We start from the raw sequence: 24,521 nt of genomic DNA, 5'->3' as shown, positions 1-24,521 counted from the left end.
GTACGTGTCGGCCGGCGCCCGCAGGCCCCGGCCGTCCAGGCTCCCCCGCCTGGTACGCCGATAGGTTGGTTCCGGGCCGTAAAAGCCCGGTGGCCCCGGAGCGCTGGATTGCGCTCCGGGGCCGAAGACTTCAGACGCGTCAGGCGTTGACGCAGGTGTTGCCGAAGGCCGGGTTCAGCAGGCCGATGATGGACACGGTGTTACCGCAGACGTTGACCGGGATGTGGACCGGGACCTGGACGACGTTGCCGGACAGGACGCCGGGGGAGCCGATGGCCGCACCCTGGGCGCCCGCGTCGGCGACGGCCATGCCCGCACCCGCGAGAACCAGACCACCGGTGGCAGCCGCAGCGGCGACAACCTTCTTGAGCATTGTTCCTCCTAGTAGGCAAAGTGCGGTCCCAGCCGCGGACCGCACCACCTGTAACGAGGAAGGATCACCAGGGCTACGAGCGTATGAGTGCATTCACTCTTCTCAGTGGAGTGCGCACACCTTCTCGAATCTCACGCGTTGTCGATGAATCGGTCGAGTACGCGCACCCCGAACTTCAGCCCTTCCACCGGCACCCGCTCGTCGACTCCGTGGAACATCCCGGCGAAGTCCAGCTCCGGCGGCAGCTGCAGCGGCGCGAAGCCGAAGCAGCGGATGCCGAGGTCGTCGAAGGACTTCGCGTCCGTGCCCCCCGAGAGCATGTACGGGACCGCCCGCGCGATCGGGTCCTCCGCCTTCAGAGCGCCCTGCATCGCCTCCACGAGCCGGCCGTCGAAGTCGGTCTCCAGCGCCTTGTCGCCGTGCACGTCCTCCCGCTTCACGCGGGGGCCGAGGATGCGGTCCAGGTCGGCGAAGAACTCCTCCTCGTAACCGGGCAGGAAGCGGCCGTCGACGTGGGCCGTCGCCTGGCCCGGGATGACGTTGACCTTGTAGCCGGCGCCGAGCATCGTCGGGGCGGCCGAGTTGCGCAGGGTCGCGCCGACCATCTTGGCGATGCCGCCGAGCTTGGCGAGCGTGGCGTCCATGTTGTCCGGGTCCAGGGGCGTGCCGAGCGCGTCCGACAGCTCGTCCAGGAAGGACCGTACGGTCTTGGTCACGCGCACCGGCCACTGGTGGCGGCCGAGACGGCCCACGGCCTCGCACAGCTCCGTGATGGCGTTGTCGTTGTTGGTCATGGAACCGTGGCCCGCGGTGCCCTCCACCGTCAGGCGCATCCAGTGCATGCCCTTCTGGGCGGTCTCCACGAGGTAGAGCCGGAGGTTCTCGTTCACGGTGAAGGAGAAGCCGCCGACCTCGCCGATCGCCTCGGTGACGCCCTCGAACAGGCCCGGGTGCTTGTCGACGAGGTGGCGGGCGCCGTAGATGCCGCCCGCCTCCTCGTCGGCGAGGAAGGCCAGCACGATGTCCCGCGGGGGCTTGCGGCCGCTGCGCATCCGGTCGCGGACGACGGCCAGCGTCATCGCGTCCATGTCCTTCATGTCGACGGCGCCGCGGCCCCACACGCAGCCGTCGGCGATCTCACCCGCGAACGGGTCGTACGTCCAGTCCGCGGCGTTGGCGGGAACCACGTCGGTGTGCCCGTGGATCAGCAGCGCGGGCCGCGAGGGGTCCTCCCCCTCGATCCGCGCCACCGTCGAGGCGCGGCCCTTGTGCGATTCGAAGATCTGCGGCTCCAGCCCGACCTCGGCGAGCTTCTCGGCGACCCACTCGGCCGCCTTGCGCTCCCCGGGGCCCGAGTGGTCTCCGTAGTTGCTGGTGTCGATCCGGATGAGGTCCCGGCAGAGGTCGACGACCTCGTCCTCGCCGGAGACGGTCCTGCCCGCGCTCGACTCGCTCACGCTGCTTCCTCCCACTGGTCCACTCAGTCCACCGAAACCGCTCGGTACCGAACGTTCCCATCCTCGCCCCCCGGGCCGCTCTCCCCAAGGGCGTTCCCCGGCCGTCGGGGGGTGTGATCGAGGACCCCCCGCCGTTTGGTAATGTTTTCCACGTCGGAACGGCCCGTGAGGGACGGACGGCACACACCCGGTCCGGGTGGCGGAATGGCAGACGCGCTAGCTTGAGGTGCTAGTGCCCTTTATCGGGCGTGGGGGTTCAAGTCCCCCCTCGGACACCAGCAGAAGGACCCCGTTTCGGCGGGGTCCTTCTTCGTTCCCGGGTCGGTCCGCGGCCGGCGCCGGGCACGCGGCGGCGGCCCCGGAATGTTTGGTAGTGTTTCGCTCGTCGCAACGGCCCGTGAGGGCGAACGACACACACCCGGTCCGGGTGGCGGAATGGCAGACGCGCTAGCTTGAGGTGCTAGTGCCCTTTATCGGGCGTGGGGGTTCAAGTCCCCCCTCGGACACAACAGCGAGAGGCCGGTCGGGAGAAATCCCGACCGGCCTCTCGTACATTCAGTCGAGCTGCCGAATGTGCTCCTGGCCTCACTCAGAGTGAGGGCGGGGCGAGCGGGGACTCGTCCTGGGCGCCGGGCGGGTTCGCGCTTCGTGATCGCGGCACTGTGGCGGGCCGACCGTCGAGGAGCGCCGTACCCAGCTCCGCAGCCAGCAGTCTGTGCGTCCCGTGCCACGTGGGAGCAGGTGCCGCGAACCGGCGCAGGGCCGCCCGGTCGACGGCGTGCAGGACGCTGTACACCAGGAAGCCCAGTACGAGCACGGTGGCGATGAGTCCGTAGACCGGCACGTAGGCCGGGTCGAACATGGAGCGCCCTTCGTCGACTTCCTTCGCGTTGATGCCGAAGAAGGCGAAGAGCAGACCCAGGGTCGCCGTGACGGTAGTGATGAATGTGACGGCTACGACGGTCCGCACCCGCCGCCGGTCCGCGGCGCGGAGTTCCGTCGATTCGACCGATGTGAGTTCGGCGGCCGTGGCGTTGCCGAGGCGCTGGAGCGTCTGGCTGACTGCTGCCGCGCGCGCGATGAGCCCCATGGCCTCGTAGAGGGCCGAGTGGTAGGCGGTGGGGCGCAGAGAGGGGATGAGGGTGGCAAGGTCGGCGGGGATCTCGACGCTGTAGCCGAGTTCCAGTTCCAGGTGGCCCTGGGCCGTGGTGATCCTCTCCAGGAGGGACCGCCGAGCGAGCGGAGAGGCGTCCCCGTCTGACCGTGCGCGGAATCGGCGTGCGTACGATTCCGCGAGCACGCGGATCTCGCGGAGACGGGCCGCAGAGGCGACGGCCTGGACGGCCGACAGGAATGCGGCGTTCTCCACATAGTCCTGGTGACCGGTCAGCAGACTCACGTAGGGGCCCAGGACTCCCGCGGTGGTCGGGCGCCGGTTGAGCTCGTCGGGCGCGCACAGCGGGTCCAGCCCCGGTCGGACGGGGAGGTCGGCCCGGTAGATGATCCGTTGCGCAGTGTCGGATGTCGGAACGTCGCCCGCCGAGGGGGACGCCTGGAAAACGAGCTGATGCCTTTCGGGCAGAAGGCCCGAGGGGACCGTTCCGATCCGGGCGGCCGCCAGCTGCTCGACGTCCTCACCCCCGAAGGTGACGTCGGCGTAGTACAGGTCCTCGAGAAGCGGAATGCACCCCAGGAGCGGAGCGGCGACGTCGAGGGTCAGGGCGAGCATGATCTGGCCGGACGGCGCCGCGAACTGCCAGAGGGTGGCTGCCGTCGGCGGACCCTGGCCGGCGGCCCGCCACCGGCGCGCGTCGAAGAGTGCCGGGTCCAGGCGCCCGCTCTGCAGAATGCGCGGCAGCTGGTCGGCATGACGGTCGTAGGCCGCGGCGAGGCGTCCCAGGTTCAGCAGCGCGGACGGGCGCAGGGACGCGACCTCACCGTCGCCCCCGTCGCCGGTGTCGGGGGCGTAGGTCCAGGAGGTGGCGTACACGGTGGTCAGCCTGGTGCCGAGGCGCGAGACGTACGGGTCGAACGGCGCCGCAGCCTCCGAGGAGGCCGACGAGCCCGGTTCGCGCTCAGAGGGCGTGCCAGCGGGCGGCATGGTCTCCCTCTCGCAACGACGCCATCCGGACAGCGAACTCCTCCGCAGCCGGGGCCGAGTGAGGGACGTTCTGCATGAGCCAGGTCGTCATGCCGAGTTCGCGCACGGTGCGCAGTAGCCGGTACTCGTCCCGTCGGGTGACGTCCGCCCCGTACAGGGCACAGAACTCGGCGTACTCGGACGGTGCAAGACCGAACCGGTCCACGCCTGTCGCCGTGGGGAGCAGGTCCCAGCTGCGCGGGCCGAGCGCCACGGCCTCGTAGTCGATGAGCAGGACCCGGTCGCCATCGCGCAGCAGGTTCCCCCTGTGCGCATCGCCGTGGACGAGGCCGGCGTCGGGATCGGAGGCGACCAGGTCGTGGAAGGCGGCTTCGTTGGCATCGCAGGCCTCTGTGAGGAAAGCGAGGTCCTTCTCGGACACCGCCGCATCCGACTCGTCGGTGCCAGGGACTGCGGCGGTACGGAGCCGGTCGCGCATCACCGGAAACGGGTCAAGGGCGGGCAGCGGGAAGTCGGGGGTGGGCAGCGCGTGCAGATCGCGCAGGAGCACGGCGAGATCCGCGAGCTCGGGTGCGGGATCCGCGGGTGCCACGTACTGCCAGAAGGTGACCAGGCGGCCCGCCGCCGGTAATGGCTGGGGGATTTCGTCGCGCGGCGCCAGGCCGGGAAAATTCTGTGCGAGCAGCCATCGGGCGGTGGCGAGCTCTTTCTCGACCTTGTCCCGAGCGGCGTCGGTGCGGGCCACCCGGTAGACGAGGCCTTGTGCGGGGCTGGCGAAGAGCGCGTTCTCGCCCAGCCGGAGCAAGCGCAGATCGTGGGGGTGCGGGGCACCGGCGTCGCGGACGGCCTCCAGCACGGCGCGCGCGGCCACTGATTCGGTGAACGGGGCTTTTCCTGCGGGAAGTTGAGATCGGCTCATAGCCGCATCAGCTTCACGAGCCCGCGAGAGGGTGTCAAGGGCGCCACTCCCACGTCGAGCAGGGACAAGGCGGGGCGGGGCTGGCGAAAGCACTGGACCCCGCACCGGTCGGTGCGGGGTCCAGTGGACTGGCGGGGGTCAGCCGCGGTCGGCGGCCAGTTCGGCCACTCGGCCGCGGACCAGGAACCAGCCGCCCACCAGGGCGGCGGCGATGACGGGGACGAGCATGACCGTGGTGCGGCCGACACCGCCGTCGCTCCACATCAGGACCAGGACCGTGGCCAGGAAGACCAGGGTCACGATCTGGGTGTAGGGGGCCCAGGGCAGGCGGTAGGAAGGCCGGGAGACCAGGCCGCTCTTCGAGCGGTGCCAGAAGAAGAGCGAGCAGAGCATGACCATGCCCCAGGTGCCCAGGATGCCGATGGAGGCGAGGTTGAGGACGATCTCGAAGGCCTCGCCGGGCATGAAGTAGTTCAGGCCGACGCCTGCGACGCCGAAGGCCGCGGTGAACAGGACGCCGCCGTAGGGGACCTTGCCCTTGTTCATGACGCCGGTGAACTTCGGGGCGGAGCCGGACAGGGCCATCGAGCGCAGGATGCGGCCGGTGGAGTACAGGCCCGAGTTCAGCGAGGAGAGGGCGGCGGTCAGGACGACCAGGTTCATGATGCCCGCGGTGCCGGGGATGCCCAGCTTGTCGAAGACGGTCACGAACGGGGACTGGTCGGCGGAGTAGGCCGTGTACGGGAGCAGCATGGCCAGCAGGACGACCGAGCCGACGTAGAAGACGCCGACGCGCCACATGATGGAGTTGATCGCCTTCGGCATGATCTTCTCGGGGTTCTCGGTCTCGCCCGCGGCGACGCCGCACAGCTCGACGGAGGCGTACGCGAAGACGACGCCCTGGACCACCAGGAGCATCGGCAGCACGCCGGAGGGGAAGAGGCCGCCGTTGTCGGTGATCGTCGAGAGGCCGGGGGTGTGGCCGTCGATCGGGTGGCTGGTGGCGACGAGGTAGATGGCGACCAGCATGAAGATCACCAGGGCGCTGACCTTGACGATGGAGAACCAGAACTCCATCTCGCCGAAGTACTTCACCGAGATCAGGTTGGCGGTGAGGACGATGGCGAGTGCGATGAACGCGAGGACCCACTGGGGCACGTCGGTGAACGCGGACCAGTAGTGGGCGAACACGGCGGCGGCCGTGATGTCGGCCACGGTGGTCGTGGACCAGTTCAGGAAGTACAGCCAGCCGGCGGTGTAGGCACCCTTCTCGCCCATGAACTCTCGGGCGTAGGAGACGAAGGCTCCGGAGGAGGGCCGGTAGAGGACCAGCTCGCCGAGGGCGCGGACCACGAAGAAGGCGAAGACGCCGCACACCGCGTAGGCGATCGCGAGGGAGGGGCCGGCGCCGGCGAGGCGGCCGCCGGCGCCGAGGAACAGGCCGGTGCCTATCGCTCCGCCGATCGCGATCATGTTGATGTGGCGGGACTTGAGGTCCTTGCTGTAGCCCTCGTCACCGGCGTCGACATGGCGGGATGACGCCGGGGCCGGTACCGCGGTCATGGTGGGGTCACTCATGTATGACTTCGCCTTCGTGGGTGGGACAGGCATGCCGGAGGGCCCCGCAGGGGAGCTGGGTGGTGTCCCCTGTGACGCGTTCCGGGTGTTTTGATCGCCATAGGAGACCACGAGGCCCGGCCGGCCGCCAAAATCGCGCCCTGCGCGCGGAAGCCCCCGACGACCTTGGAAACGGGCGTCGGGGGCTTCGCAGGGGCTTGAATGCGGGGGTCAGTCGCCGGTTGTGCCCTCTGCCGCCTGGTCGAGACGGAAGGCTTCGTTGCCGAGCCCGATGCGGGCGTGCACCTCGGGGCGGCTGCGGCGCAGGATGACCCCGTACAGCAGTCCGGCGACGACGGCCGCGCCGATGATGCCGGGCAGGATCCAGCTGAGCGCGGAGCCCTTCTCGGCGCCGACGAGGACGCCGAAGTCCTTGACGGTGTAGACGGCGATGGCGAGCAGGGCGAGGCCGGCGGCGGCCGCCGCCGCGAGCCGCCAGACCTGGGCGCCGGCGGTGCCGCGGCGGACGAAGAAGGCGATCACGGCGAAGGACGCGGCGGCCATGAGGAGTGTCACACCGAGGGCGCCGACGCTGCCCATCCAGGTGAACAGGTGCAGGACGGGGGCGGTGGGGTCGCCGGCCGGGAGGTCGTCGGTGACCGCGAAGGCGAGGACGACGACGGTCGCGATGCAGGTCTGCAGGAGCGAGCCGGTGGCGGGGGCGCCGGTGCCGGCGTTGGTGCGGCCGAAGGCGGCCGGGAGCAGGCCCTCGCGGCCCATGGCGAAGGCGTAGCGGGCGACGACGTTGTGGAAGCTGAGCATGGCGGCGAACATGCCGGTCACGAAGAGGACGTGCAGGACGTCGGTGAAGGCGGTGCCGAGGCGGGCCTCGGTGAGCTGGAAGAGCAGGCCGGGCCCGGCCTCGCCGGCCGTCTTGACGACCTCGGCCGGGCCGGTGGCGACGGTGAGGGCCCAGGCGCTGAAGGCGAAGAAGAGGGCGACGAAGCCGACGGCGAGGAACATCACGCGGGAGACGACGATGTGCGGCTTGCTGGTCTCCTCGGCGTACACCGGGGACTGCTCGAAGCCGACGAAGGCGGCGATGCAGAAGCACAGGGCGGTGCCGAGGCCGGCTCCGGAGAGGGTCTCGGGGTTGAAGGCGTGGAGCGAGAGGCCTTCGGGTCCGGGCTTGGCGAGGGCGGCGGCGTCGAAGACGACGACCAAGGCGCACTCGATCAGGAGGAGGACGCCGAGGACCTTGGCGTTGAGGTCGATCTTGAGCCAGCCGAGGGCGCCGGTCACGGCGACCGCGAGCAGGGCGGGGATCCACCAGGCGAGCTCGATGTCCAGGTAGGTGGCGAAGAGGCCGGAGATCTCGAAGCCGAGGATGCCGTAGACGCCGACCTGCATGGCGCTGTACGCGACGAGGGCGACGAGGGAGGCGGCGGCGCCGGCGGTGGGGCCGAGGCCGCGGGCGATGTAGGCGTAGAAGGCGCCGGCGTTGTGGACGTGGCGGCTCATCTCGGCGTAGCCGACGCTGAACAGCGCGAGGACGAGGCCCAGGATGACGAAGAGCAGGGGCTGGCCGACGACGCCCATCAGGCCGAAGGTCGTGGGCATGACACCGGCGACGACCATCAGGGGGGCGCTCGCGGCGAGTACGGAGAGCAGCAGGCCGGCGGTGCCGAGGCGATCGGCGCGCAGGGCGCGGTCCTGGCCCTTGTACGTGCGTATCTCGGCCGGTTCCTGGAGCGTGGTGGATCTGCCCGTCGGCATGGCGGCGTCCTTTCGGGGGCGCGGTTCTTTTCGGGGCGGAGGGGAGGGCGGGAAGGGGGAAGCGGGAAGTGGAGGAAGCGGGAAGTGGGGAAGGGGAAGGGGGAGGGGGCCGTGGGGTCAGGCGGTGCCGAGTGCGACGTTGCGCGCGGCGAGGAAGGCCTTGTGCGGGTCGCGGTCGGGATAGGACCAGGGAGCGCGGGTGGCGTGGCTGCCGATGCGGTGGAAGAGCGCGGCGGCCTCGGCGGGGCGCCCCTCGCAGAGCTTCGCGTGGGCGAGGAAGTTCAGGTCGACCCGGTTGCGGGGGTGGTCGTCGCGCTCCCACTCCAGCCACCAGTCGAAGGCGGAGCGCAGGACCTGGCGGGCGCGGCGGCCCTCCCAGTGCGCAGCGGCGGCCTCGGGGGTGTGGCCGCGCGTGGCGGCGAGGACCCGGTAGCGCTCGGCGTGCGCGACGACGGGGAGCACGGCCAGCGGTGAGTCGGCCGGGGACTCCTCGGCGGCCCAGGCGGCGAAGTCGTAGACCTCGTGGAGCGGGTCCTGGCCGGGGGCGAGGGTACGTTCGGCCAGCTTCGCGACCATGAGGTGGTGGGCGTGGTGGTGCTCGCGGTGACGGGCCCGGACCTGGTCGAAGTGGCGGCTGAACTCCTCCTCGGTACCGAAGGCGCGGGAGAGCAGGAGCAGTCCGAGCCAGGGGGTGGGGTCGTCGGGGAGCAGGGCGGCGGCCCGGCGGCAGGCATCCTCGGCCGCGGCCGGGGTGCACTTGTGGCGCAGGGCGGTGAAGACGGCGGCGCAGGCGAGGAGGGTGGCGGCGTCGGCGCTGTCGGGTTCGGCGAGCAGCCATTCGCGCGCCCAGGCGGTGGCCGCCGGGGTCTGGGCGAGGACGACGACGCGGTGGCCCCGGCGGTCCCAGTCGTCGCCGGTGCCGACGAGGAGGGAACGGACCTTGGCCCAGCGCCCCTGGGCGAACTGGGACCGGACATCGATGAGTTCGGCGTCGCAGAGGGCCGGGTCGAAGAGCTGGGCGTCCCGCTTGCGGGCGCGGCCGAGGGGCGGCGGAGGCGGGGACATCCGCGGGGTTTCCCTCCAGGACGCGGGCGGACGGGGTCGGGTCGGCGGGGCCGCCCCGCGCGCAGGGCGCACGCGCGCGGTCGGGCGGTCGAGCCGTGGGGCTGGGGATCGTGCCGGTGGAGCCCGGTGGGGCTCCGGAGAGGTGCGGAGGAGCTGCGGTGCTGTTGCGTCGGACCCCGGGGCGCGGGCGAAGTTCGCTCGGAACTCCGTTGAGCACTCCGGTGATCACGCACAGCAAAGCGGTATGCGCAGCTCCGAGTCAAGGTCCAGTCCACTGCGTGGCGGGTTTCAACTGCTCCGGGGGCCGTGCCAGTTGAGCAGCCGGTATGTGTTCCGGCAGGCCGGGGACGGTGTCCTAGGGTGGCCGTATGACGGCATATGACGATCTTCCCCCGTACCTGCTGGGGTTCCCCGGACCCTTGCGCGACCGCTTGGTGGCGGCCGTGCTGAGCGGGGCGAAGACCACCACCACCGGCCTGCTCGCGGAGTACGAGGCGGAGCGGGAACCGCTGCCGGAGCCCGGCGGGCGGTCCCTGCTGGTCGACTCCGGCGAGCGCGGGGTGGCGGTGGTGGAGGTGACGGCCGTGGAGGTGCTGCGGCTCGCCGACGTGGGGCTGGGGCACGCCCTCGACGAGGGCGAGGGGTACGCGTCGGTGGCCGAATGGCGTACGGCGCACGAGGAGTTCTGGCACAGCGAGCCGGTGCGCACGGTGATCGGCGACCCGGGGTTCACCGTCGACGACGACACCCTCGTCGTCGCGGAGCGGTTCCGGGTCACGGAGCGGCTGGCCTGACGCCCCGGCTCGCGACGGGCCGCCCGCGCCGGGCCACGGGTCGCCCGCGCCGGGCCCCCCGCCTGCCGTACGCGCGCCGGACCGCGGGCCGTACGGGCCGGACCGCCGGGGCCTGTCGCGCCGGGCCGCGGGGGCGCCGCGTGCCGGGTCCGCCGGGTCCGCCGCGCGGCCGGGCGCGCCGGTCCGGCCTCAGCCGACCGCCTGGGCCGCGGCCCGGCCCGCCGCCCTGCCCGAGAAGATGCACCCGCCGAGGAAGGTGCCTTCCAGGGCCCGGTAGCCGTGGACCCCGCCGCCGCCGAATCCGGCCGCCTCGCCCGCGGCGTAGACGCCCGGCAGCGGTTCGCCCGTCCCGGTCAGGACCCGCGAGGAGAGGTCGGTCTCCAGGCCGCCCAGGGACTTGCGGGTCAGGATGGAGAGCCGCACGGCGATCAGCGGGCCGGCCCCGGGGTCGAGGATCCGGTGCGGGGCGGCGGTGCGGATCAGCTTGTCGCCGAGGTACTTGCGGGCCCCGTGGATGGCCGTGACCTGGAGGTCCTTGGTGAAGGGGTTGGCGACCTCCCGGTCGCGGGCCACGATCTCGCCCCGGACCGCGGCTTCGTCGAGGAGGTCCTCCTTGGTGATGGCGTTCATGCCGCGCACGAGGGCGGACAGGTCGCGTTCGACGACGAAGTCGGCGCCGCGGTCCATGAAGGCCTTGACCGGGCCGGGTACGGCCTGGCGCGCCCGGGTGATGACGTCGCGCACCGACCGGCCGGTCAGGTCCGGGTTCTGCTCGGAGCCGGAGAGGGCGAACTCCTTGCCGATGATGCGCTGGTTGAGCACGAACCAGGTGTGGTCGTGGCCCGTCCTCATGATGTGGTCGAGCGTGCCGAGGGTGTCGAAGCCGGGGAAGAGCGGCACGGGCAGCCGCTTGCCCGTGGCGTCCAGCCAGAGCGGGGACGGGCCGGGGAGGATGCGGATCCCGTGCTTGGCCCAGATCGGGTCCCAGTTCCGGATGCCCTCGGTGTAGTGCCACATCCGGTCCTTGTTGATGTGGCTGGCGCCCGCGGCCTCCGCGATGCCCAGCATCAGGCCGTCGACGTGCGCGGGGACCCCGGAGAGCATCCGCTCGGGCGGGGTGCCGAGCCGGGCGGGCCACTGGGCGCGTACGAGGTCGTGGTTGCCGCCGATGCCGCCGCTGGTGACGATCACGGCCTGGGCCCGCAGGGAGAAGGACCCGGTGGCCTCGCGGCTGCTGGCCGCGCCCCGTACGGCGTCGGAGGGCTTAAGGATCTCGCCGGTGACGGTGTCCACGGCGCCGGCGGTCGCGGCCAGTGCGGTGACCCGGTGTCGGAACGCCAGGCGGACCAGGCCCCGGGCCACGCCCTCGCGTACCCGCCGTTCGAACGGCTCCACCAGGCCCGGTCCGGTGCCCCAGGTGATGTGGAAGCGGGGGACGGAGTTGCCGGGGCCGCTCGCGTCGTAGCCGCCGCGCTCCGCCCAGCCGACGACGGGGAAGAAGCGGACGCCCCGGGAGTGCAGCCAGGGGCGCTTCTCCCCGGCCGCGAAGTCGACGTAGGCCTCGGCCCAGCGGCGCGGCCAGGCGTCCTCCTCGCGGTCGAAGCCGGCGGTGCCCAGCCAGTCCTGGAGGGCGAGGTCCCGGCTGTCCTTGATCCGCATCCGGCGCTGCTCGGGCGAGTCCACGAGGAACAGCCCGCCGAAGGACCAGTGCGCCTGGCCACCGATGGACTGTTCCGGCTCCTGGTCGAGCAGGATGACCTTGCGGCCCGCTTCGACGAGCTCGGCGGTGGCCACGAGGCCCGCGAGCCCGGCTCCGATCACGATCACGTCTGCGTCGTACGTCATGCGGACACCCGTCCTCCGTCGATGGTGGGGCAGATCCTTTGCTACGGAGCGGTAACCAGTCAACAGCGGTGGTTGGATGAACCCGTGAGTGCCGCTGATGAAGTGCTGGACGTCGTGGACCGGGACGACAGGGTCGTCGGGCAGGCCCCGCGGGGCGAGGTGTACGCCCGCGGGCTGATCCACCGCTGCGTGTTCGTGCTGGCCAGGGACGCGGAGGACCGGATCTTCGTGCACCGCAGGACCGCGTCGAAGCTGGTGTTCCCCTCGCACTACGACATGTTCGTGGGCGGGGTGGTGGGCGCCGGCGAGAGCTACGCGCAGGCCGCGCTTCGGGAGGCCGAGGAGGAGCTCGGGGTCCGGGGGCTGCCGCGGCCGGAGCCGCTGTTCACGTTCCTGTACGAGGGCCCGGGCGGGGCCTGGTGGTCCGCCGTGCACGAGGTGCGGTGCGGGCTGCCGGTGGCCCCGCAGGTCTCCGAGGTGGACTGGCACGCGTTCCTCACCCGGGAGGAGCTGGACCGGCGGATCGGGGACGGGGAGTGGCCCTGGGTGCCGGACGGGCTGGAGGCCTACCGGCGGCTGCGCGCGCGTCCGGTCTCCCGCCAGTAGATTGATCAGGTGATCGACTTCGTCAAGGACGTACGCCTGTGGTTCGCGCCGTCGCGGCTGGAGGACGAGGGCGACACCCCCGACTACCGCTTCTCGCTGGCCAACGAGCGTACGTTCCTCGCTTGGATCCGAACCGCCCTGGCCCTGGTCGGCGGCGGCTTCGCCGTCGACCAGTTCCTGCCCGACCTGCGGTGGGGCGTGCGGGTGGGCATGGCCCTCGCGCTGCTCGTGGTCGGTGCCGCCTGCGCGCTGCGGGCGGTCAACCACTGGGTGCGCTGCGAGCGGGCGATGCGGCGGCACGAGGACCTGCCGCTGTCGCGGTTCCCCGTGGTGCTGAGCCTTGGCGTGGGCCTGGTCGCGGTGGCGATGGTGGTGGTCGTGCTGCTGGGCTGGACCTCGCAGCGGTGAGCATGCCGGGGAGGGACCGCGACGCCGGGCTCCAGCCCGAGCGGACCCGGCTCGCGTGGCGGCGTACGACGCTCGCGTCCTCGGTGGTGGCCGTACTGGCGCTGCGGCAGGCGCTGCGCGGGTCCGGGTCGTCGGCGGAGGTGGCCGGGGCGGCGGTGATCGTGCTGCTCTGGCTGGCGTTCCTGTGGGTGGCGCACCGCCGGATCGGGGCGCTGGCGACGGGTCGGCCGCAGGTCCTCGGGGCCCGGTCGGCGCTGGCCGTGGTCGCGTGCACGGTGGCGCTGGCGGCGTTCGCGGTGGCGGTCATCCTCTGACCCGCCTGCCGGATTGTCCCACTTACCCCAACAGATTGGGGCACAACGGGCGATAGCCGACCATTCGCACTAGTCTCGACGCCATGACGACCCTCCACCACGAACACCCCACGCACCAGCACTCCCACGGCGCGGACTGCGGCCACCGGGCGGTCCCGCACGGCGACCACGTGGACTACGCCCACGACGGCCACCTGCACCGGGAGCACGCGGGGCACTGGGACGAGTGCGAGCCGGCCGGGCACACCGCCCACGAGGGCCACGCCCACGCGCACAGCGCGGGCTGCGGGCACGACACGGTCCCGCACGGCGACCACGTCGACTACCTCCACGACGGGCACCGGCACGCCGAGCACGACGGGCACTACGACGACCACTGACCGGCGCCGCCGCCCCTGATCGCCCCTCCCCCGCGGGCTCCCCGGCCGGCCGGGGACGGTACCCGCCCTCGCCCCGCGCCGTGACGGCTGGCAGGATGCCGACCGCCTGTCACAGCGACCCGGGGAGAGCGCAGATGCCCGTGGACGACCCGTACCTCGTCCGGCCCGCGGCGGGGGTGTACGCCTACGTCCAGCCCGACGGCGGCTGGTGCCTGAACAACGCCGGCTTCGTGAGCGACGGCGGCCGGACCCTGCTCGTCGACACCGCAGCCACCGAGCGCCGGGCCCTGGCGCTGCGCGAGGCGGTCGTCTCGACCGGGGTGCCGCTCCCGCGGACCGTGGTGAACACCCACCACCACGGCGACCACACCTACGGCAACTGCGTCTTCACCCCCGAGGCCCTGGTCCTCGGGCACGACAACGCGCGGACCGAGCAGCTCGCCGCCGGCCACCAGCTGGAGATGATCTGGCCCGCGACGGACTTCGGCGCGATGGACATCACGGCGCCCGACCTGACCTACAGCGACCGGGCGACCGTGCACGTGGGCGGGACCGAGGTGCAGGTCCTCCACCCGGGCGTCGCGCACACCACCGGCGACTCGGTCGTGTGGCTGCCTCGGCAGCGGGTGGTCTTCACCGGGGACCTGGTCTTCGCCGGCGGCACGCCGTTCCTGGCCATGGGCTCGCTCGCCGGCTCCCTGCGGGCGCTGGAGCTGCTGCGGTCGCTGGACGCGGAGACGGTCGTACCGGGCCACGGCCCGCTGACCGACCCGTCGGCCTACGACTCCACCGAGCGGTATCTGCGGTACGTGGCCGAGCTCGCCCGGGAGGGCGTGGCCGAGGGCCTGACCCCGCTGGAGGTGGCCCGACAGGCCGACCTCGGCGAGTTCGCGGCGTGGCGGGAGAGCGAGCGGCTGGTGGCGAACGTGCACCGGGCGTACGCGGAGCTGGCCGGGAAGCCGGAGGGCGCTCCGCTGGACATACCGGCGCTGCTCGCGGACATGACGCTGATGAACGGCGGTAGGCCCATCCCCTGCCACGCGTGAGCCGGCGGGCCGGAGGTGTTCTTCCGGCCCCGCCCTCTGGACGGCATACCGACTGGTCGGCATGATTACGTGCGGCGGTGTTCCGACGCACCGCCGCACGCCCCCATCGACTCCCCGCACGGAGGTGCGCACCATGACCTCAGCCCCGGCCGACCCCAGAGGCCTGGATCTGGAGCGGCTGCGCGGTCATCTCGACCGGGCCCGGCCGGGACTCCTGGCCGGTGCGCTGCGCGGCCGGCTGATCGAGGGCGGCCGGTCGAATCTCACGTACGAGATCACCGACGGGACCGCCCGCTGGGTGGTGCGCCGGCCGCCGCTCGGCCACGTCCTGGCCACGGCCCACGACATGCGCCGCGAGCACCGGGTCATCGCGGCGCTGCACGGCACGGCCGTGCCGGTCCCGGAGCCGGTGCTGCTGTGCGAGGACGAGGAGGTGCTCGGGGCGCCGTTCTACGTCATGGAGTACGTGGACGGGGTGCCGTACCGCACGGCCGCAGAGCTCGCCGCGATCGGCCCGGAGCGGACCCGGCGGGCGGTGTTCGCCCTGGTGGACACCCTGGTCGAGCTGCACGCGGTGGACCCGGAGGCGGTGGGCCTGGGCGACTTCGGCCGGCCGGAGGGCTTCCTCGACCGGCAGCTGCGGCGCTGGGGCAAGCAGCTCGCCGCCTCGCGGGGGCGCGACCTCCCCGGGATCGACGAGCTGCACGGCGCGCTGGGCCGCACACTGCCCCGCTCCCCCGCCCCGACCGTGGTGCACGGCGACTACCGGCTCGACAACGTGCTGATCGGCACGTCCCCGTCCGGCACCGACACGATCCGGGCGGTGCTGGACTGGGAGATGTCCACGCTCGGGGATCCGCTGACCGACCTCGGCCTGCTGGTGATGTACAGCTGCGACCTGGGCCTGACCGGGTCCCCGGTCAGCACGACGAGCGGGGCCCCCGGCCATCCCACGCCGGCGGAGCTGGTCGAGCGGTACGCCGCCCGCTCCGGGCGGGACACCGGCGCCATCGCCTGGTACGCGGCCTTCGCCTGGTTCAAGCTCGCGGTGATCCTCGAGGGCATCCACTACCGCTACACGCTCGGACAGACCGTCGGTGCGGGCTTCGACCGGATCGGCGAGCTGGTCCCGGTCTTCATCGAGCACGGACTGACCACCCTCCAGGGCCTCCATCCATTCACAAACGGCCAGGAAGGCTGAGGCACCCAGCATGGACTTCGCATTCGACGCCCGCACCGAGGAACTCCGCGAGCGGCTGCTCGCGTTCATGGAGGAGTACGTCCACCCGGCGGAGCCCGTCGCCGCCGAGCAGCGCGCACGGCTGGCCTCGCCCTGGGACACCCCGGCCGTCTTCGGTGAACTGAAGGCCGAGGCGCGCCGCCAGGGCCTGTGGAATCTCTTCCTCCCGGACCCGGAGCACGGTGCGGGGCTCACCAACCTCCAGTACGCCCCGCTGGCGGAGATCACCGGCCGCAGCCCGCACCTGGCGCCCATGGCGACCAACTGCGCGGCCCCGGACACCGGCAACATGGAACTGCTGGCCCAGTTCGGGAGCGAGGAGCAGAAGAAGCAGTGGCTGGAGCCGCTGCTGAACGGCGAGATCCGCTCCGCGTTCGCGATGACGGAGCCCGAAGTGGCCTCCTCGGACGCGACGAACATCGAGACCCGGATCGAGCGGGTCGGTGACGAGTACGCGGTCACGGGCCGCAAGTGGTTCATCTCCGGCGCCATGAACCCGGACTGCAAGGTCTTCATCGTGATGGGCAAGACCGACCCGGAGGGCGCCGATCCGCGCCGCCAGCAGTCGATGGTCCTGGTCCCCCGGGACACTCCGGGCGTCGAGGTGCGCCGGGCCATGACGGTGTACGGGTACGAGGACCACGACCACGGCGGCCACGCCGAGGTGGTGTTCGACGGGGTACGGGTCCCGGCGGCGAACCTGATCGGCGAGGAGGGCGGCGGCTTCGCCATCGCCCAGGCGCGCCTCGGCCCGGGCCGCATCCACCACTGCATGCGGCTGATCGGCATGGCGGAGCGGGCCATCGAGCTGATGTGCCGGCGTGCGGTGGAGCGTACGGCCTTCGGCAAGCCGCTGGCCGCGCAGGGTGTCGTGCAGAACTGGATCGCCGACGCCCGGGTGACGGTGGAGCAGGTGCGGCTGCTGGTGCTCAAGACGGCCTGGCTGATGGACACGGTCGGGAACCGGGGCGCGCACACCGAGATCCAGGCCATCAAGATCGCGACGCCGCGGGCGGTGGTCCGGATCCTGGACGACGCGGTGCAGCTGCACGGGGCGGGCGGGGTGAGCCAGGACTTCCCCCTGGCCGAGCTGTGGGCGGCGGCCCGCACCCTGCGCCTGGCCGACGGGCCGGACGAGGTGCACCAACGCTCCCTGGCCCGCCGGGAGCTGGAGCGACACCGCTAGGGCCGGGGCCGGAGCAGACCCCGCGGCCCGGAAGCCCGCCGGGTGGGGGCCGCGGGGACCTTGGGGATCAGGGCCGCAGCGCCCGCAGCAGCAGGTCCGCGAGGTGGTCGGCGACCTGCTGCGGCGTGAGCGGGCCGTCGGCCCGGTACCAGGTCGACAGGTGGTGCACGGACCCGAAGTGGTAGTCCACCACCAGGTCGGCGGGGGTGGCGGTGGAGAACACGCCGGTCCGCTGCCCCTCCTCCACCAGCGCCCGGAAACGCTCGTGGTAGCGCCGGCGCTCCGCCCGTACCTGCTTGTACTTCTCCGGGCTGAGCTGGTGCATCGACCGGAAGAAGATCATGGCGTCGTCGAGGTTCTCGATGGTGGTGACCACCACGTCGGCGGCCGCGGCCCGCAGCCGTTCCTCGACGGGGGCGTCGGAGGCGGCCACCGCGTCGAGGCGCTGCTGCTGGAGGCGCAGCATCCGTGCGTACACCTCGTGCAGCAGGTCGTCCTTGGATCCGAAGTAGTGGTAGAGCGCGCCCTTGGTGACCCCGGCCGCCTCGACGATCTCCTGGACGGACGTGCGGTCGTAGCCGCGCTCGGCGAACAGCCGGGTGGCGACGGCCAGCAGCCGCTGCGGTACCGGGGCCTCGTGCGTGCCTGCGGGTTCCGTTGTCCTGGCCGCCATGGTGCCGACCCTCCCTTTCTCGTTTCCTGCCTGGCCGGTGCGACCAGCTGTACGACCGTCCGACTGTTTTCAGCCGCGATCGCGCAGTTCCCGTCGCAGGATCTTGCCACTGGTCGTCTTCGGAAGAACAGGCAGGATCTCGACCTGGCGCGGGTATTTGTAGGCGGCGATGCGCTCGGCGCAGTAGGCGGAGAGCTCCGCAGGCTCGGCCGAGGTGCCGGGGCGCAGGCTCACATACGCCTTGACGCTCTCCCCGCGGTACGGGTCGGGAACACCCACCACGGCGGCCTCGCGGACGGCGGGGTGGGTGTAGAGCACGTCCTCCACCTCGCGCGGCCAGACCTTGAACCCGGACGCGTTGATCATGTCCTTCTTGCGGTCGACGACGTAGAGCCAGCCGTCCGGGTCCATGAAGCCGACGTCCCCGGTGCGCAGTTCGCCGTCCGGGAAGGCCTCGGCAGTCTCGGCGGGCAGGCCCCAGTAGCCGGGCACGACCTGGGGCCCGCGGACGGCGATCTCGCCGGTCTCGCCGATGGGGAGTTCGGCCCCCTGCTCGTCGAGGATGCGGACGACGGTGTCGGTGCCTGGCAGGCCGACGGACAGGGTGCCGGAGGCGGGGTCGACGGGGGCTTCGAGGTGCACGGGCACGCTGGCGCAGGGGGCGGTGCACTCGGTGAGGCCGTAGCCGTTGCGGAGGTAGAAGCCGAAGGCCGCGCGGAGGCGTTCGACGAGCGCGGGCGGGAGCGGGGCGCCGCCGGAGGAGATCACCTGGAAGGAGGCGAAGTGGTCCGGGGTGGCGGCGGGGTGGGCGGCCAGGGCCATGAAGGCGGTGGCCGGGCCGACGGTGTAGGCCGGGCGGTGTTCCAGGAAGGCGTCGAGCACGGCGCCGGCGTCGAAGCGGTGGGCGAGGACGAGGGTGCCGGCGTTGACGAAGCAGGCGGCGAGTTCGCAGACCATGCCGGTGATGTGGAAGAGGGGCGCGAGGGCGAAGTAGCCGGCGCCCTCGGCGAGGGGGTGGGAGGTGACCTGCCGTACGGCGTTGTAGGTGAGGGCGCCGTGGGGGTTCATCGCGCCCTTGGGCGTGCCGCTGGTGCCGGAGGTGTAGCTGATGAGGGCGGTGTCGGCGGCGGTGAGGTCCGGGCCCTGTGGAGCGGGTCGCCCGGCGCGGGCCGCGGTGAAGAGGTCCACGGCGACGGGATCGGCGGCGGTCCGCTCCCGGCCGGGCACCGCGTCCGGCGCGTCCGGCTGCGCGGGCACGGGCGGACGCGCAGGGGCCGCAGCCGAGCCCGGAGCCATGGCCGCGGCCGCGATCGGGGCCGGTGCCATGGCCGCGGCCGCGGCCGCGATCGGACCCGGAGCCGGTGCCGGCGGCCGCGCCGAGGACGGGCCCGGAGCCTGGTCCGGGACCGCCGGCCGGGCCTGGGGCGGGCCGAAGACGCGCGGGTCGTCGCGGGTCTGGAAGTCCCGGTCCGAGGCGGTCAGCACGGTCCGCACCGCGCTGCCCCGCGCCGCCTGGCGCAGGTACGCCGTCCAGGCACGGGCCTCGCACACCAGCGCTGCGGCCCCGGAGTCGCGCAGGACGTGGCCGACCTCGCCGGATTTGTACATGGGGTTGAGGGGGACGACGACGGCCCCGGCCTTCCAGGCACCCAGGACGGCGAGCACGAAGTGCGGGGTGTTCTGGAGCATGACCGCCACCCGGTCGCCGCGGCGGACGCCCCGCGCCGCGAGGTGGCCGGCGACGGAGTCGGACAGCGCGTCGGCCTCGGCGTAGCCGATCCGGCCGTCGAAGTAGGCGAGCGCGGTGCGCTCGGGGGCGCGGGCGGCGGCCTCGCGGAAGGCGTGCAGGACCGTGGGCGGCGGAGCGACGGGCGCCAGCTGGACCGGGGAGAGCAGCCCGCGCCAGGGCCGGGCGGCGTAGGCGGAAGTGGTGGAGGAGGGGGAGGCGGGGGAGGCGGGGGTCATGGGGTCTCCCACGTCTGCTGGAGGTGGTTCATGCCGCTCAGCCAGCGGTCCGGGTCGGTGGCGCGGACCGCGTAGTAGTCGGCGACCTCGGGGTGCGGGAGGATCAAGAAACGGCCCTTCTCCATGCCGTCGAACAGGGCGTCCGCGACCGCTTCCGGCTCGATCGCGGTCGGTGCGAGGACGAGTTCGCCCGCCGAGCCCGCGGCGGTCAGCATGTCGGTGCGCACTCCTTGCGGGCAGATGGCGTGGACCTGGACACCGCGGTGCCGGTAGGTCAGCGAGAGCCATTCCGCGAAGGCGAGCGCACCGTGCTTGGTGACACTGTACGGGGCGGCCCCGATCATGCTGAGGAGTCCGGCAGCCGAGACGGTGGAGACGAAGCGGCCGCTCCCCCGCTCGACCCAGTCGGGCAGCAGCAGCCGGGCGGCGCGGACGTGGGCCATGACGTTGACCTGCCAGGCGGCTTCCCAGACGGCCTCGTCGGCGGCGGCGTCGCCGCCCGAGGCGAGTCCGGCGTTGGCGCAGTAGACGTCCACCGTCCCGCCGAGGGCCTCGCGGGCCGCGGCCACGATCTGCGAGGCGTCTCCCGGCACCGGGATCGCCCGCGCCCCGATGGCGCCCGCGACCGCGGCGGCCCTGGCCGGGTCGAGGTCGTTGACGACCACCGTGGCGCCCTCGGCCGCGAAGCGGTGGGCGAGCGCGGCGCCGATGCCGCCGCCCGCGCCGGTGACGACGACTCGCTGGTCCTGGTACGCGCTCACGGGATCACACCTCTCGTACGGCGGGTTGCGGATCCCGGCAGACTAACCAGTCGGTATGTCGGGGCGGAAGGGGCGCGCCTCCTACCGTGGCCGGATGACGCTGTCGCGACGCGGGGTGCTGGGGCTGGCGGGGGCCGTGGGATCGGCGGGCGCGGTGGCCGCCCTGGGTGCGGCCGGGACCGCCGGTGCTGCCGGGACCGCCGGGGCCGCGGGGACCGCCGGGGCGGCTGAGGTTGCCGGGGCCGCGGGGACCGCCGGGGCCGCGCGGGCTGCCGGGGCCGCCGGGGTTGCCGCGCCGCGGCCGGCCGGCCGGGTGCGTACCGGCTTCGAGCGGCTCGCGGCGGACGGATACGCCGTCCTGGCCGGCCAGAAGGTCGGGGTGGTCACCAACCCCACGGGGATCACCGCCGATGCCCGGCACCTGGTGGACGTGCTGCACGCGGACGAGCGGGTGGATCTCGTCGCGGTGTTCGGGCCCGAGCACGGGTTCCGCGGGACGGCGCAGGCCGGGGACTCCGAGGGCGCCTCGCGGGACCCGGCGACCGGGCTGCCCGTGTACGACACGTACGACAAGAGCGGGCAGCGGCTGGCCGACGTGTTCACGGCGGCCGGGATCGACACGGTCGTCTTCGACATCCAGGACGTCGGGGCCCGCTTCTACACCTACATCTGGACCCTCTACGACTGCATGCGCGCGGCCGCCCTCGCCGGCAAGGCGGTGGTGGTGCTGGACCGGCCGAACCCGGTGGGCGGCCTGCGGGCGGCGGGCCCGGTGCTGGAGCGGCCGTACGCCAGTTTCGTGGGCCGGGAGCCGATCGCGCTCGCGCACGGGATGACGGCGGCCGAACTGGCGCGGCTCTTCAACGGCGAGTTCCTGGCCGCCGGTCCGGCCCCCGCCGGCCCGGTCAGGCTGACCACGGTGGCCATGTCCGGGTGGCGGCGCGGGTCCTTCTTCGGGGAGACCGGGCTGCCCTGGGTGCCGCCGAGCCCGAACATGCCGACGCCGGACACGGCCCTCGCGTACGCCGGCACCTGCCTGTTCGAGGGGACGAACCTCTCCGAGGGGCGTGGGACGACCACGCCCTTCGAGGTGGTGGGTGCCGAGGGGATCGACCGGCGGTGGGCGGAGGCGGCGAACGCGCTGGGCCTGCCCGGGGTGTGGTTCCGGGAGGCGTACTTCACTCCGACCTTCTCCAAGCACGTGGGAAAGGTGTGCGGCGGGGTCCGGCTGATCGTGCACGACCGGGAGGCCTTTGACCCGGTACGGGCGGGCATCGGGCTGCTGGTCACCGCCCGCCGGGTGTGGAACGGCTTCGGCTGGCGCGCGGACCACTGGATCGACCGGCTGACCGGCACGGACCGGGTGCGCAGGCTGGTGGACGCGGGCGCCGGTGTGGAGGAGGTGGCGGGCGACTGGGCGGCGGGGCTGGCCCGCTTCGAGGCCGTGCGCGCGCGGTACCTGCTCTACTCCTGAGCCGGCCGCGCCGGGGGGCTGGCCGGGCGGGCGCCGCAGCAGGATGCTGACTGCACCGGAGGCACGGCGTGAAGGGGGACGTCATGGCGGACGTCGGTGGCGGGTTCGGCTTGGGGACGGGGCTCGGGCCCGGGGTGGGCACCGGGTCCGGGGTGGGCGCCAGGATCGGGGTGGGGCCGTACGCGGAACTGACCTTCGACTCCGAAGGGGACGTGGACCGCGCCTCGCAGGGTGCGGTGTCCCGGATGGAGGCGACGGATGTGCTCATCTTCGCGCACGGCTGGAACAGCGACCGGTCCGCGGCCACCCGGCTCTACGACCGGTTCTTCGCGCCTTTCCCCGCCCTGGTGGGGCCGGGGGTGCGGCTGGGGTACGTGGGTGTCGTATGGCCCTCGATGCGGTTCTCCGACGAGCCGATACCCGACTTCGAGGCGCCCGGCGCGCTCGCGGAACCAGGCCGCGGCTGCACACTGGACCCCCTGACCCGGCAGGCGCTCGGGGAGTTCTGGCCGGGGCGGCGCGCGGAGCTGGACCGGGTGGCGGAACTGCTGGCGGAGCAGCCGGAGTCGGCGTCCGCGTTCATCGAGTTCGGTGCGCTCGTCAGGGAGCTGGCCGGCGTGGACGCGGTGCAGGCGGTGGCGGCGCCGGCGGTGCCCGCGATCTTCGCCGACGACGTGCTGGAGGTCTGCCGGGCCCTCTCGCTCGCCCTGGCCAAAGCGGGCGCCGCGGCTCCCGTCGGCGAGGGGCCGGGGCTCACGGTCGGCGGCGATCTGCGCGGCCTGTGGGGCGGCGCCAAGGAACTGCTGCGCCAGGCCACGTACTACAAGATGAAGAAGAGGGCGGGTGTGGTCGGCGAGCGGGGGCTGGGCCCGGTCCTGGCGGAGCTGGCGGCGGCCCGCCCGGCCCTGCGCTTCCATCTCATCGGGCACAGCTTCGGGGCCCGCGTGGTGTCCTTCTCGCTGCGCGCGGTGCCGGAGGGCGCCCGCTACGTCAGGTCCTTGACCCTGCTCCAGGGGGCCTTCTCCCACTACGCGTTCGCCGACCGGCTGCCGCACGACAAGGGGCGCGGCGGCGCCTTGCGCGGCCTCCACCGGAAGGTCGACGGACCGGTGGTCGCCTGCCATTCCCCGCACGACTCGGCGCTCCGGGTCTTCTACCCCCTGGCGTCCCGGATGGCGGGCGATTCGGCCGGTCTGCTCGGCTTCGACGAGCGGTGGGGCGCGATCGGGCACGACGGGGTCCGGGCCGTGCCGGGAGCGCCCCGGCTCAGCCTCGACACCGCCTTGCGCGAGGGCCTGCCCGCGACCGGATGCGTCAGTGTGGACGCGGGCTCCGTGGTGCGGCGCGGCGGTGCCCCCTCGGGGGCGCACAGCGACATCTGCCACGAGGAACTGGCCCGGGTGGTGGTGTCCGCGGGGCGCATGGGGCGCTGAGTTCCGGCCATGTGCCACCTGCACGCCTCGTCCGCCCCCGCATGCGCCCGCTCCCGGCCGGGCATGTTGGGCACATCGGTGGAGGTGATGGTGTGATGGCGGGATTCCGGAGTCTGGCCTACCAGGTGCGCGACGCGCGCAACGACCGGGCCCTGCGGCGCCACTCGCTGCGCCGCTGCCTGGAGCGGTTCGCGCCCTACGGGCACCGGGCCACCTGGTGGCATCTGTGCGACCGGCACGGGATCGCCCCCGAGGACCGGGGGGCGGACCCGCTGCGGCTGGTCGCCGCGCTGGAGGAGCTGGAGGACGCGCGGACGGTCTGGCTGGAGTACGAGCGCCAGTTCGCGGAGCGGCGCCGGAGGGAGAAGCACCACGGGCTGCGCCGGCCGGAGTGGGCGTGGGGCGGGAGCGGGGACGCGGTGGTGCGCTGCGCGGACCCGGGGGTGCGGCCCGAGGGGGCGCTGGGCGAGGTGCTGCGGCGGCTGGTCCGGGCACTGGAGTCGGAGCCGGGGACGGCGTGCCCGGTCTGCGGGGAGACCGAGCTGCGGTGGCCGGAGGTGGCCCCGGTGGGCCCCTGGGAGGGGGCTTTCGCCTGGGACGGGCCGGTGTGCGCGGGCTGCGGGATCGTGGTGCCGAGACCGGCCCTGGCGGACTTCCCCTCGACGGACGCGGCGTGAGGAGTGCGGTCGGGCCGGCCGTGGTGTCGGTCAACGGCACGCGGGGCGCCGCCAACGGGCCTGCCGTGCCGATGTCACCGCGGGACCTGGCGGAGTCGGCGGTGCGGGCGGTCGCCGCCGGGGCGGCCGAGGTGCTGGTGCACCCGCGGACGCCGTGCGGGCGGGAGAGCCTCTCGCCGCGCGTGGTCGGGCCGGTGCTGGAGGTGCTGCGCGGCGCGGGGGTGCGCGTACCGCTGGCGGTGCCGGTGAGCATCGGGGCGGAGCCGGATCCGGCCGAGTGGTCGGCGCGGGTCGGCGCGTGGACGGTGCTGCCGGACCGGGCGGTGGTGCACTTCGCGGAGCCGGGGGCGGCCGGGCTGGCCGAGGCGCTGCTGGCGCGGGGCGTGCGGGTGGACGCGGCGGCGCCGCTGGGCGGCCCGGCCGGCCCGGAGCCGCTGGAGCGGCTGCGGGCCTGGCTGGTACGGAGGCCGG

23 protein-coding genes and 2 tRNA genes are annotated in these 24,521 nt (G+C 73.1%); 14 read left to right on the top strand and 11 right to left on the bottom strand.

What is annotated here, in order from left to right:
* Positions 1 to 139: 139 nt before the first annotated feature.
* Positions 140 to 373 carry a chaplin ChpH gene (chpH, locus tag AVW11_RS20910; protein WP_030853129.1) on the bottom strand — a complete coding sequence of 78 codons (234 nt, stop codon included), beginning with the start codon at positions 371 to 373 and terminating at the stop codon, positions 140 to 142.
* A gap of 131 nt (positions 374 to 504) precedes the next feature.
* Positions 505 to 1,830: a M20/M25/M40 family metallo-hydrolase gene (locus AVW11_RS20905; RefSeq protein ID WP_030853134.1), complete on the bottom strand. Its 1,326-nt coding sequence runs from the start codon at positions 1,828 to 1,830 to the stop codon at positions 505 to 507.
* Between the two features lie 190 nt (positions 1,831 to 2,020).
* On the opposite strand from AVW11_RS20905, the gene AVW11_RS20900 reads away from it, so the two are divergent.
* Together AVW11_RS20900 and AVW11_RS20895 are read left to right on the top strand one after the other, a co-directional pair.
* A tRNA-Leu gene (locus AVW11_RS20900) sits at positions 2,021 to 2,108 on the top strand.
* 143 nt (positions 2,109 to 2,251) lie between these two features.
* Positions 2,252 to 2,336 (top strand) — tRNA-Leu (locus AVW11_RS20895).
* Between the two features lie 83 nt (positions 2,337 to 2,419).
* Here the strand turns inward: AVW11_RS20895 and AVW11_RS20890 are convergent.
* The 5 genes from AVW11_RS20890 to AVW11_RS20870 form a co-directional block, all read right to left on the bottom strand.
* Positions 2,420 to 3,931: a hypothetical protein gene (locus tag AVW11_RS20890; protein ID WP_240528224.1), complete on the bottom strand. Its 1,512-nt coding sequence runs from the start codon at positions 3,929 to 3,931 to the stop codon at positions 2,420 to 2,422.
* A complete protein-coding gene (locus tag AVW11_RS20885) occupies positions 3,906 to 4,850 on the bottom strand; it encodes a phosphotransferase enzyme family protein (RefSeq protein ID WP_079250717.1) in 945 nt (314 codons plus the stop codon). Before AVW11_RS20885 ends, AVW11_RS20890 begins: the two co-directional genes overlap by 26 nt.
* 138 nt (positions 4,851 to 4,988) lie before the next feature.
* Entirely contained in the window at positions 4,989 to 6,428 is a 1,440-nt protein-coding gene (locus tag AVW11_RS20880; protein ID WP_076045258.1) for an amino acid permease, read from the bottom strand.
* Positions 6,429 to 6,638: 210 nt separating this feature from the next.
* Positions 6,639 to 8,183: an APC family permease gene (locus tag AVW11_RS20875; protein ID WP_060180002.1), complete on the bottom strand. Its 1,545-nt coding sequence runs from the start codon at positions 8,181 to 8,183 to the stop codon at positions 6,639 to 6,641.
* Positions 8,184 to 8,300: 117 nt separating this feature from the next.
* A complete protein-coding gene (locus tag AVW11_RS20870) occupies positions 8,301 to 9,248 on the bottom strand; it encodes a hypothetical protein (protein WP_076045256.1) in 948 nt (315 codons plus the stop codon).
* Between the two features lie 368 nt (positions 9,249 to 9,616).
* Between AVW11_RS20870 and AVW11_RS20865 the strand changes: the two genes are divergently transcribed.
* Positions 9,617 to 10,042 (top strand): ASCH domain-containing protein, encoded by a 426-nt coding sequence (locus tag AVW11_RS20865; protein WP_076045254.1) that lies wholly within the window; start codon positions 9,617 to 9,619, stop codon positions 10,040 to 10,042.
* A 189-nt stretch (positions 10,043 to 10,231) separates the two neighbouring features.
* Here AVW11_RS20865 and AVW11_RS20860 read toward each other — a convergent pair whose 3' ends face one another.
* Entirely contained in the window at positions 10,232 to 11,887 is a 1,656-nt protein-coding gene (locus AVW11_RS20860; RefSeq protein ID WP_076045252.1) for an FAD-binding dehydrogenase, read from the bottom strand.
* Between the two features lie 84 nt (positions 11,888 to 11,971).
* Here AVW11_RS20860 and AVW11_RS20855 point away from each other — a divergent pair, with 84 nt between their 5' ends.
* The 7 genes from AVW11_RS20855 (at position 11,972) to AVW11_RS20825 (ending at position 17,067) form a co-directional block, all read left to right on the top strand.
* Positions 11,972 to 12,493: an NUDIX hydrolase gene (locus AVW11_RS20855; RefSeq protein ID WP_060179999.1), complete on the top strand. Its 522-nt coding sequence runs from the start codon at positions 11,972 to 11,974 to the stop codon at positions 12,491 to 12,493.
* 9 nt (positions 12,494 to 12,502) lie between these two features.
* Positions 12,503 to 12,901, top strand: coding sequence for a YidH family protein (locus AVW11_RS20850; RefSeq protein WP_030853164.1), 399 nt, complete (start codon positions 12,503 to 12,505; stop codon positions 12,899 to 12,901).
* Positions 12,902 to 12,903: 2 nt separating this feature from the next.
* Positions 12,904 to 13,215, top strand: coding sequence for a DUF202 domain-containing protein (locus AVW11_RS20845; RefSeq protein WP_076045282.1), 312 nt, complete (start codon positions 12,904 to 12,906; stop codon positions 13,213 to 13,215).
* Between the two features lie 83 nt (positions 13,216 to 13,298).
* Positions 13,299 to 13,595, top strand: coding sequence for a hypothetical protein (locus tag AVW11_RS20840; RefSeq protein WP_030853170.1), 297 nt, complete (start codon positions 13,299 to 13,301; stop codon positions 13,593 to 13,595).
* A 134-nt stretch (positions 13,596 to 13,729) separates the two neighbouring features.
* The gene (locus AVW11_RS20835; protein WP_076045250.1) at positions 13,730 to 14,641 is read left to right on the top strand and encodes an MBL fold metallo-hydrolase; all 912 of its coding nucleotides are present in this window, start codon (positions 13,730 to 13,732) and stop codon (positions 14,639 to 14,641) included.
* 133 nt (positions 14,642 to 14,774) lie between these two features.
* The gene (locus AVW11_RS20830) at positions 14,775 to 15,842 is read left to right on the top strand and encodes a phosphotransferase family protein (protein WP_060179997.1); all 1,068 of its coding nucleotides are present in this window, start codon (positions 14,775 to 14,777) and stop codon (positions 15,840 to 15,842) included.
* Positions 15,843 to 15,852: 10 nt separating this feature from the next.
* A complete protein-coding gene (locus AVW11_RS20825; RefSeq protein WP_030853179.1) occupies positions 15,853 to 17,067 on the top strand; it encodes an acyl-CoA dehydrogenase family protein in 1,215 nt (404 codons plus the stop codon).
* Between the two features lie 67 nt (positions 17,068 to 17,134).
* Here AVW11_RS20825 and AVW11_RS20820 read toward each other — a convergent pair whose 3' ends face one another.
* From AVW11_RS20820 to AVW11_RS20810, 3 genes are all read right to left on the bottom strand, one after another.
* Positions 17,135 to 17,740 (bottom strand): TetR/AcrR family transcriptional regulator, encoded by a 606-nt coding sequence (locus AVW11_RS20820; protein WP_060179995.1) that lies wholly within the window; start codon positions 17,738 to 17,740, stop codon positions 17,135 to 17,137.
* Positions 17,741 to 17,809: 69 nt separating this feature from the next.
* Complete coding sequence (locus tag AVW11_RS20815) at positions 17,810 to 19,705, bottom strand: AMP-binding protein (protein ID WP_076045248.1); 1,896 nt, start codon at positions 19,703 to 19,705, stop codon at positions 17,810 to 17,812.
* Positions 19,702 to 20,466 carry an SDR family oxidoreductase gene (locus AVW11_RS20810; protein WP_030853186.1) on the bottom strand — a complete coding sequence of 255 codons (765 nt, stop codon included), beginning with the start codon at positions 20,464 to 20,466 and terminating at the stop codon, positions 19,702 to 19,704. The genes AVW11_RS20815 and AVW11_RS20810 overlap by 4 nt, the downstream gene beginning before the upstream one ends.
* Before the next feature lie 94 nt (positions 20,467 to 20,560).
* Here AVW11_RS20810 and AVW11_RS20805 point away from each other — a divergent pair, with 94 nt between their 5' ends.
* The 4 genes from AVW11_RS20805 to AVW11_RS20790 all read left to right on the top strand — a co-directional run.
* Positions 20,561 to 21,940 carry an exo-beta-N-acetylmuramidase NamZ family protein gene (locus tag AVW11_RS20805; protein WP_076045246.1) on the top strand — a complete coding sequence of 460 codons (1,380 nt, stop codon included), beginning with the start codon at positions 20,561 to 20,563 and terminating at the stop codon, positions 21,938 to 21,940.
* An 83-nt stretch (positions 21,941 to 22,023) separates the two neighbouring features.
* Positions 22,024 to 23,373 (top strand): serine-threonine protein kinase, encoded by a 1,350-nt coding sequence (locus AVW11_RS20800; RefSeq protein WP_420856386.1) that lies wholly within the window; start codon positions 22,024 to 22,026, stop codon positions 23,371 to 23,373.
* A gap of 95 nt (positions 23,374 to 23,468) precedes the next feature.
* Complete coding sequence (locus AVW11_RS20795; protein ID WP_030853194.1) at positions 23,469 to 24,050, top strand: hypothetical protein; 582 nt, start codon at positions 23,469 to 23,471, stop codon at positions 24,048 to 24,050.
* On the top strand, positions 24,047 to 24,521 hold a 475-nt coding region (locus AVW11_RS20790; protein ID WP_240528223.1), incomplete at its 3' end, for a 3-keto-5-aminohexanoate cleavage protein. The genes AVW11_RS20795 and AVW11_RS20790, both read left to right, overlap by 4 nt.

Source organism: Streptomyces amritsarensis, assembly GCF_001953875.1.
Taxonomy (GTDB): domain Bacteria; phylum Actinomycetota; class Actinomycetes; order Streptomycetales; family Streptomycetaceae; genus Streptomyces; species Streptomyces amritsarensis.
The sequence above is the reverse complement of the archived record's forward strand: the minus strand, read 5'-3'. Positions and strand labels throughout refer to the sequence as shown.

Excerpts from the sequence above, each read along its gene's own strand:
- chpH (WP_030853129.1), bottom strand. The coding sequence starts at position 373 with ATGCTCAAGAAGGTTGTCGCCGCTGCGGCTGCCACCGGTGGTCTGGTT.
- AVW11_RS20890 (WP_240528224.1), bottom strand. The coding sequence starts at position 3,931 with ATGCCGCCCGCTGGCACGCCCTCTGAGCGCGAACCGGGCTCGTCGGCC.
- AVW11_RS20885 (WP_079250717.1), bottom strand. The coding sequence starts at position 4,850 with ATGAGCCGATCTCAACTTCCCGCAGGAAAAGCCCCGTTCACCGAATCA.
- AVW11_RS20880 (WP_076045258.1), bottom strand. The coding sequence starts at position 6,428 with ATGAGTGACCCCACCATGACCGCGGTACCGGCCCCGGCGTCATCCCGC.
- AVW11_RS20875 (WP_060180002.1), bottom strand. The coding sequence starts at position 8,183 with ATGCCGACGGGCAGATCCACCACGCTCCAGGAACCGGCCGAGATACGC.
- AVW11_RS20870 (WP_076045256.1), bottom strand. The coding sequence starts at position 9,248 with ATGTCCCCGCCTCCGCCGCCCCTCGGCCGCGCCCGCAAGCGGGACGCC.
- AVW11_RS20865 (WP_076045254.1), top strand. The coding sequence starts at position 9,617 with ATGACGGCATATGACGATCTTCCCCCGTACCTGCTGGGGTTCCCCGGA.
- AVW11_RS20860 (WP_076045252.1), bottom strand. The coding sequence starts at position 11,887 with ATGACGTACGACGCAGACGTGATCGTGATCGGAGCCGGGCTCGCGGGC.
- AVW11_RS20845 (WP_076045282.1), top strand. The coding sequence starts at position 12,904 with ATGCCGGGGAGGGACCGCGACGCCGGGCTCCAGCCCGAGCGGACCCGG.
- AVW11_RS20840 (WP_030853170.1), top strand. The coding sequence starts at position 13,299 with ATGACGACCCTCCACCACGAACACCCCACGCACCAGCACTCCCACGGC.
- AVW11_RS20835 (WP_076045250.1), top strand. The coding sequence starts at position 13,730 with ATGCCCGTGGACGACCCGTACCTCGTCCGGCCCGCGGCGGGGGTGTAC.
- AVW11_RS20830 (WP_060179997.1), top strand. The coding sequence starts at position 14,775 with ATGACCTCAGCCCCGGCCGACCCCAGAGGCCTGGATCTGGAGCGGCTG.
- AVW11_RS20825 (WP_030853179.1), top strand. The coding sequence starts at position 15,853 with ATGGACTTCGCATTCGACGCCCGCACCGAGGAACTCCGCGAGCGGCTG.
- AVW11_RS20820 (WP_060179995.1), bottom strand. The coding sequence starts at position 17,740 with ATGGCGGCCAGGACAACGGAACCCGCAGGCACGCACGAGGCCCCGGTA.
- AVW11_RS20815 (WP_076045248.1), bottom strand. The coding sequence starts at position 19,705 with ATGACCCCCGCCTCCCCCGCCTCCCCCTCCTCCACCACTTCCGCCTAC.
- AVW11_RS20805 (WP_076045246.1), top strand. The coding sequence starts at position 20,561 with ATGACGCTGTCGCGACGCGGGGTGCTGGGGCTGGCGGGGGCCGTGGGA.
- AVW11_RS20800 (WP_420856386.1), top strand. The coding sequence starts at position 22,024 with ATGGCGGACGTCGGTGGCGGGTTCGGCTTGGGGACGGGGCTCGGGCCC.
- AVW11_RS20795 (WP_030853194.1), top strand. The coding sequence starts at position 23,469 with ATGGCGGGATTCCGGAGTCTGGCCTACCAGGTGCGCGACGCGCGCAAC.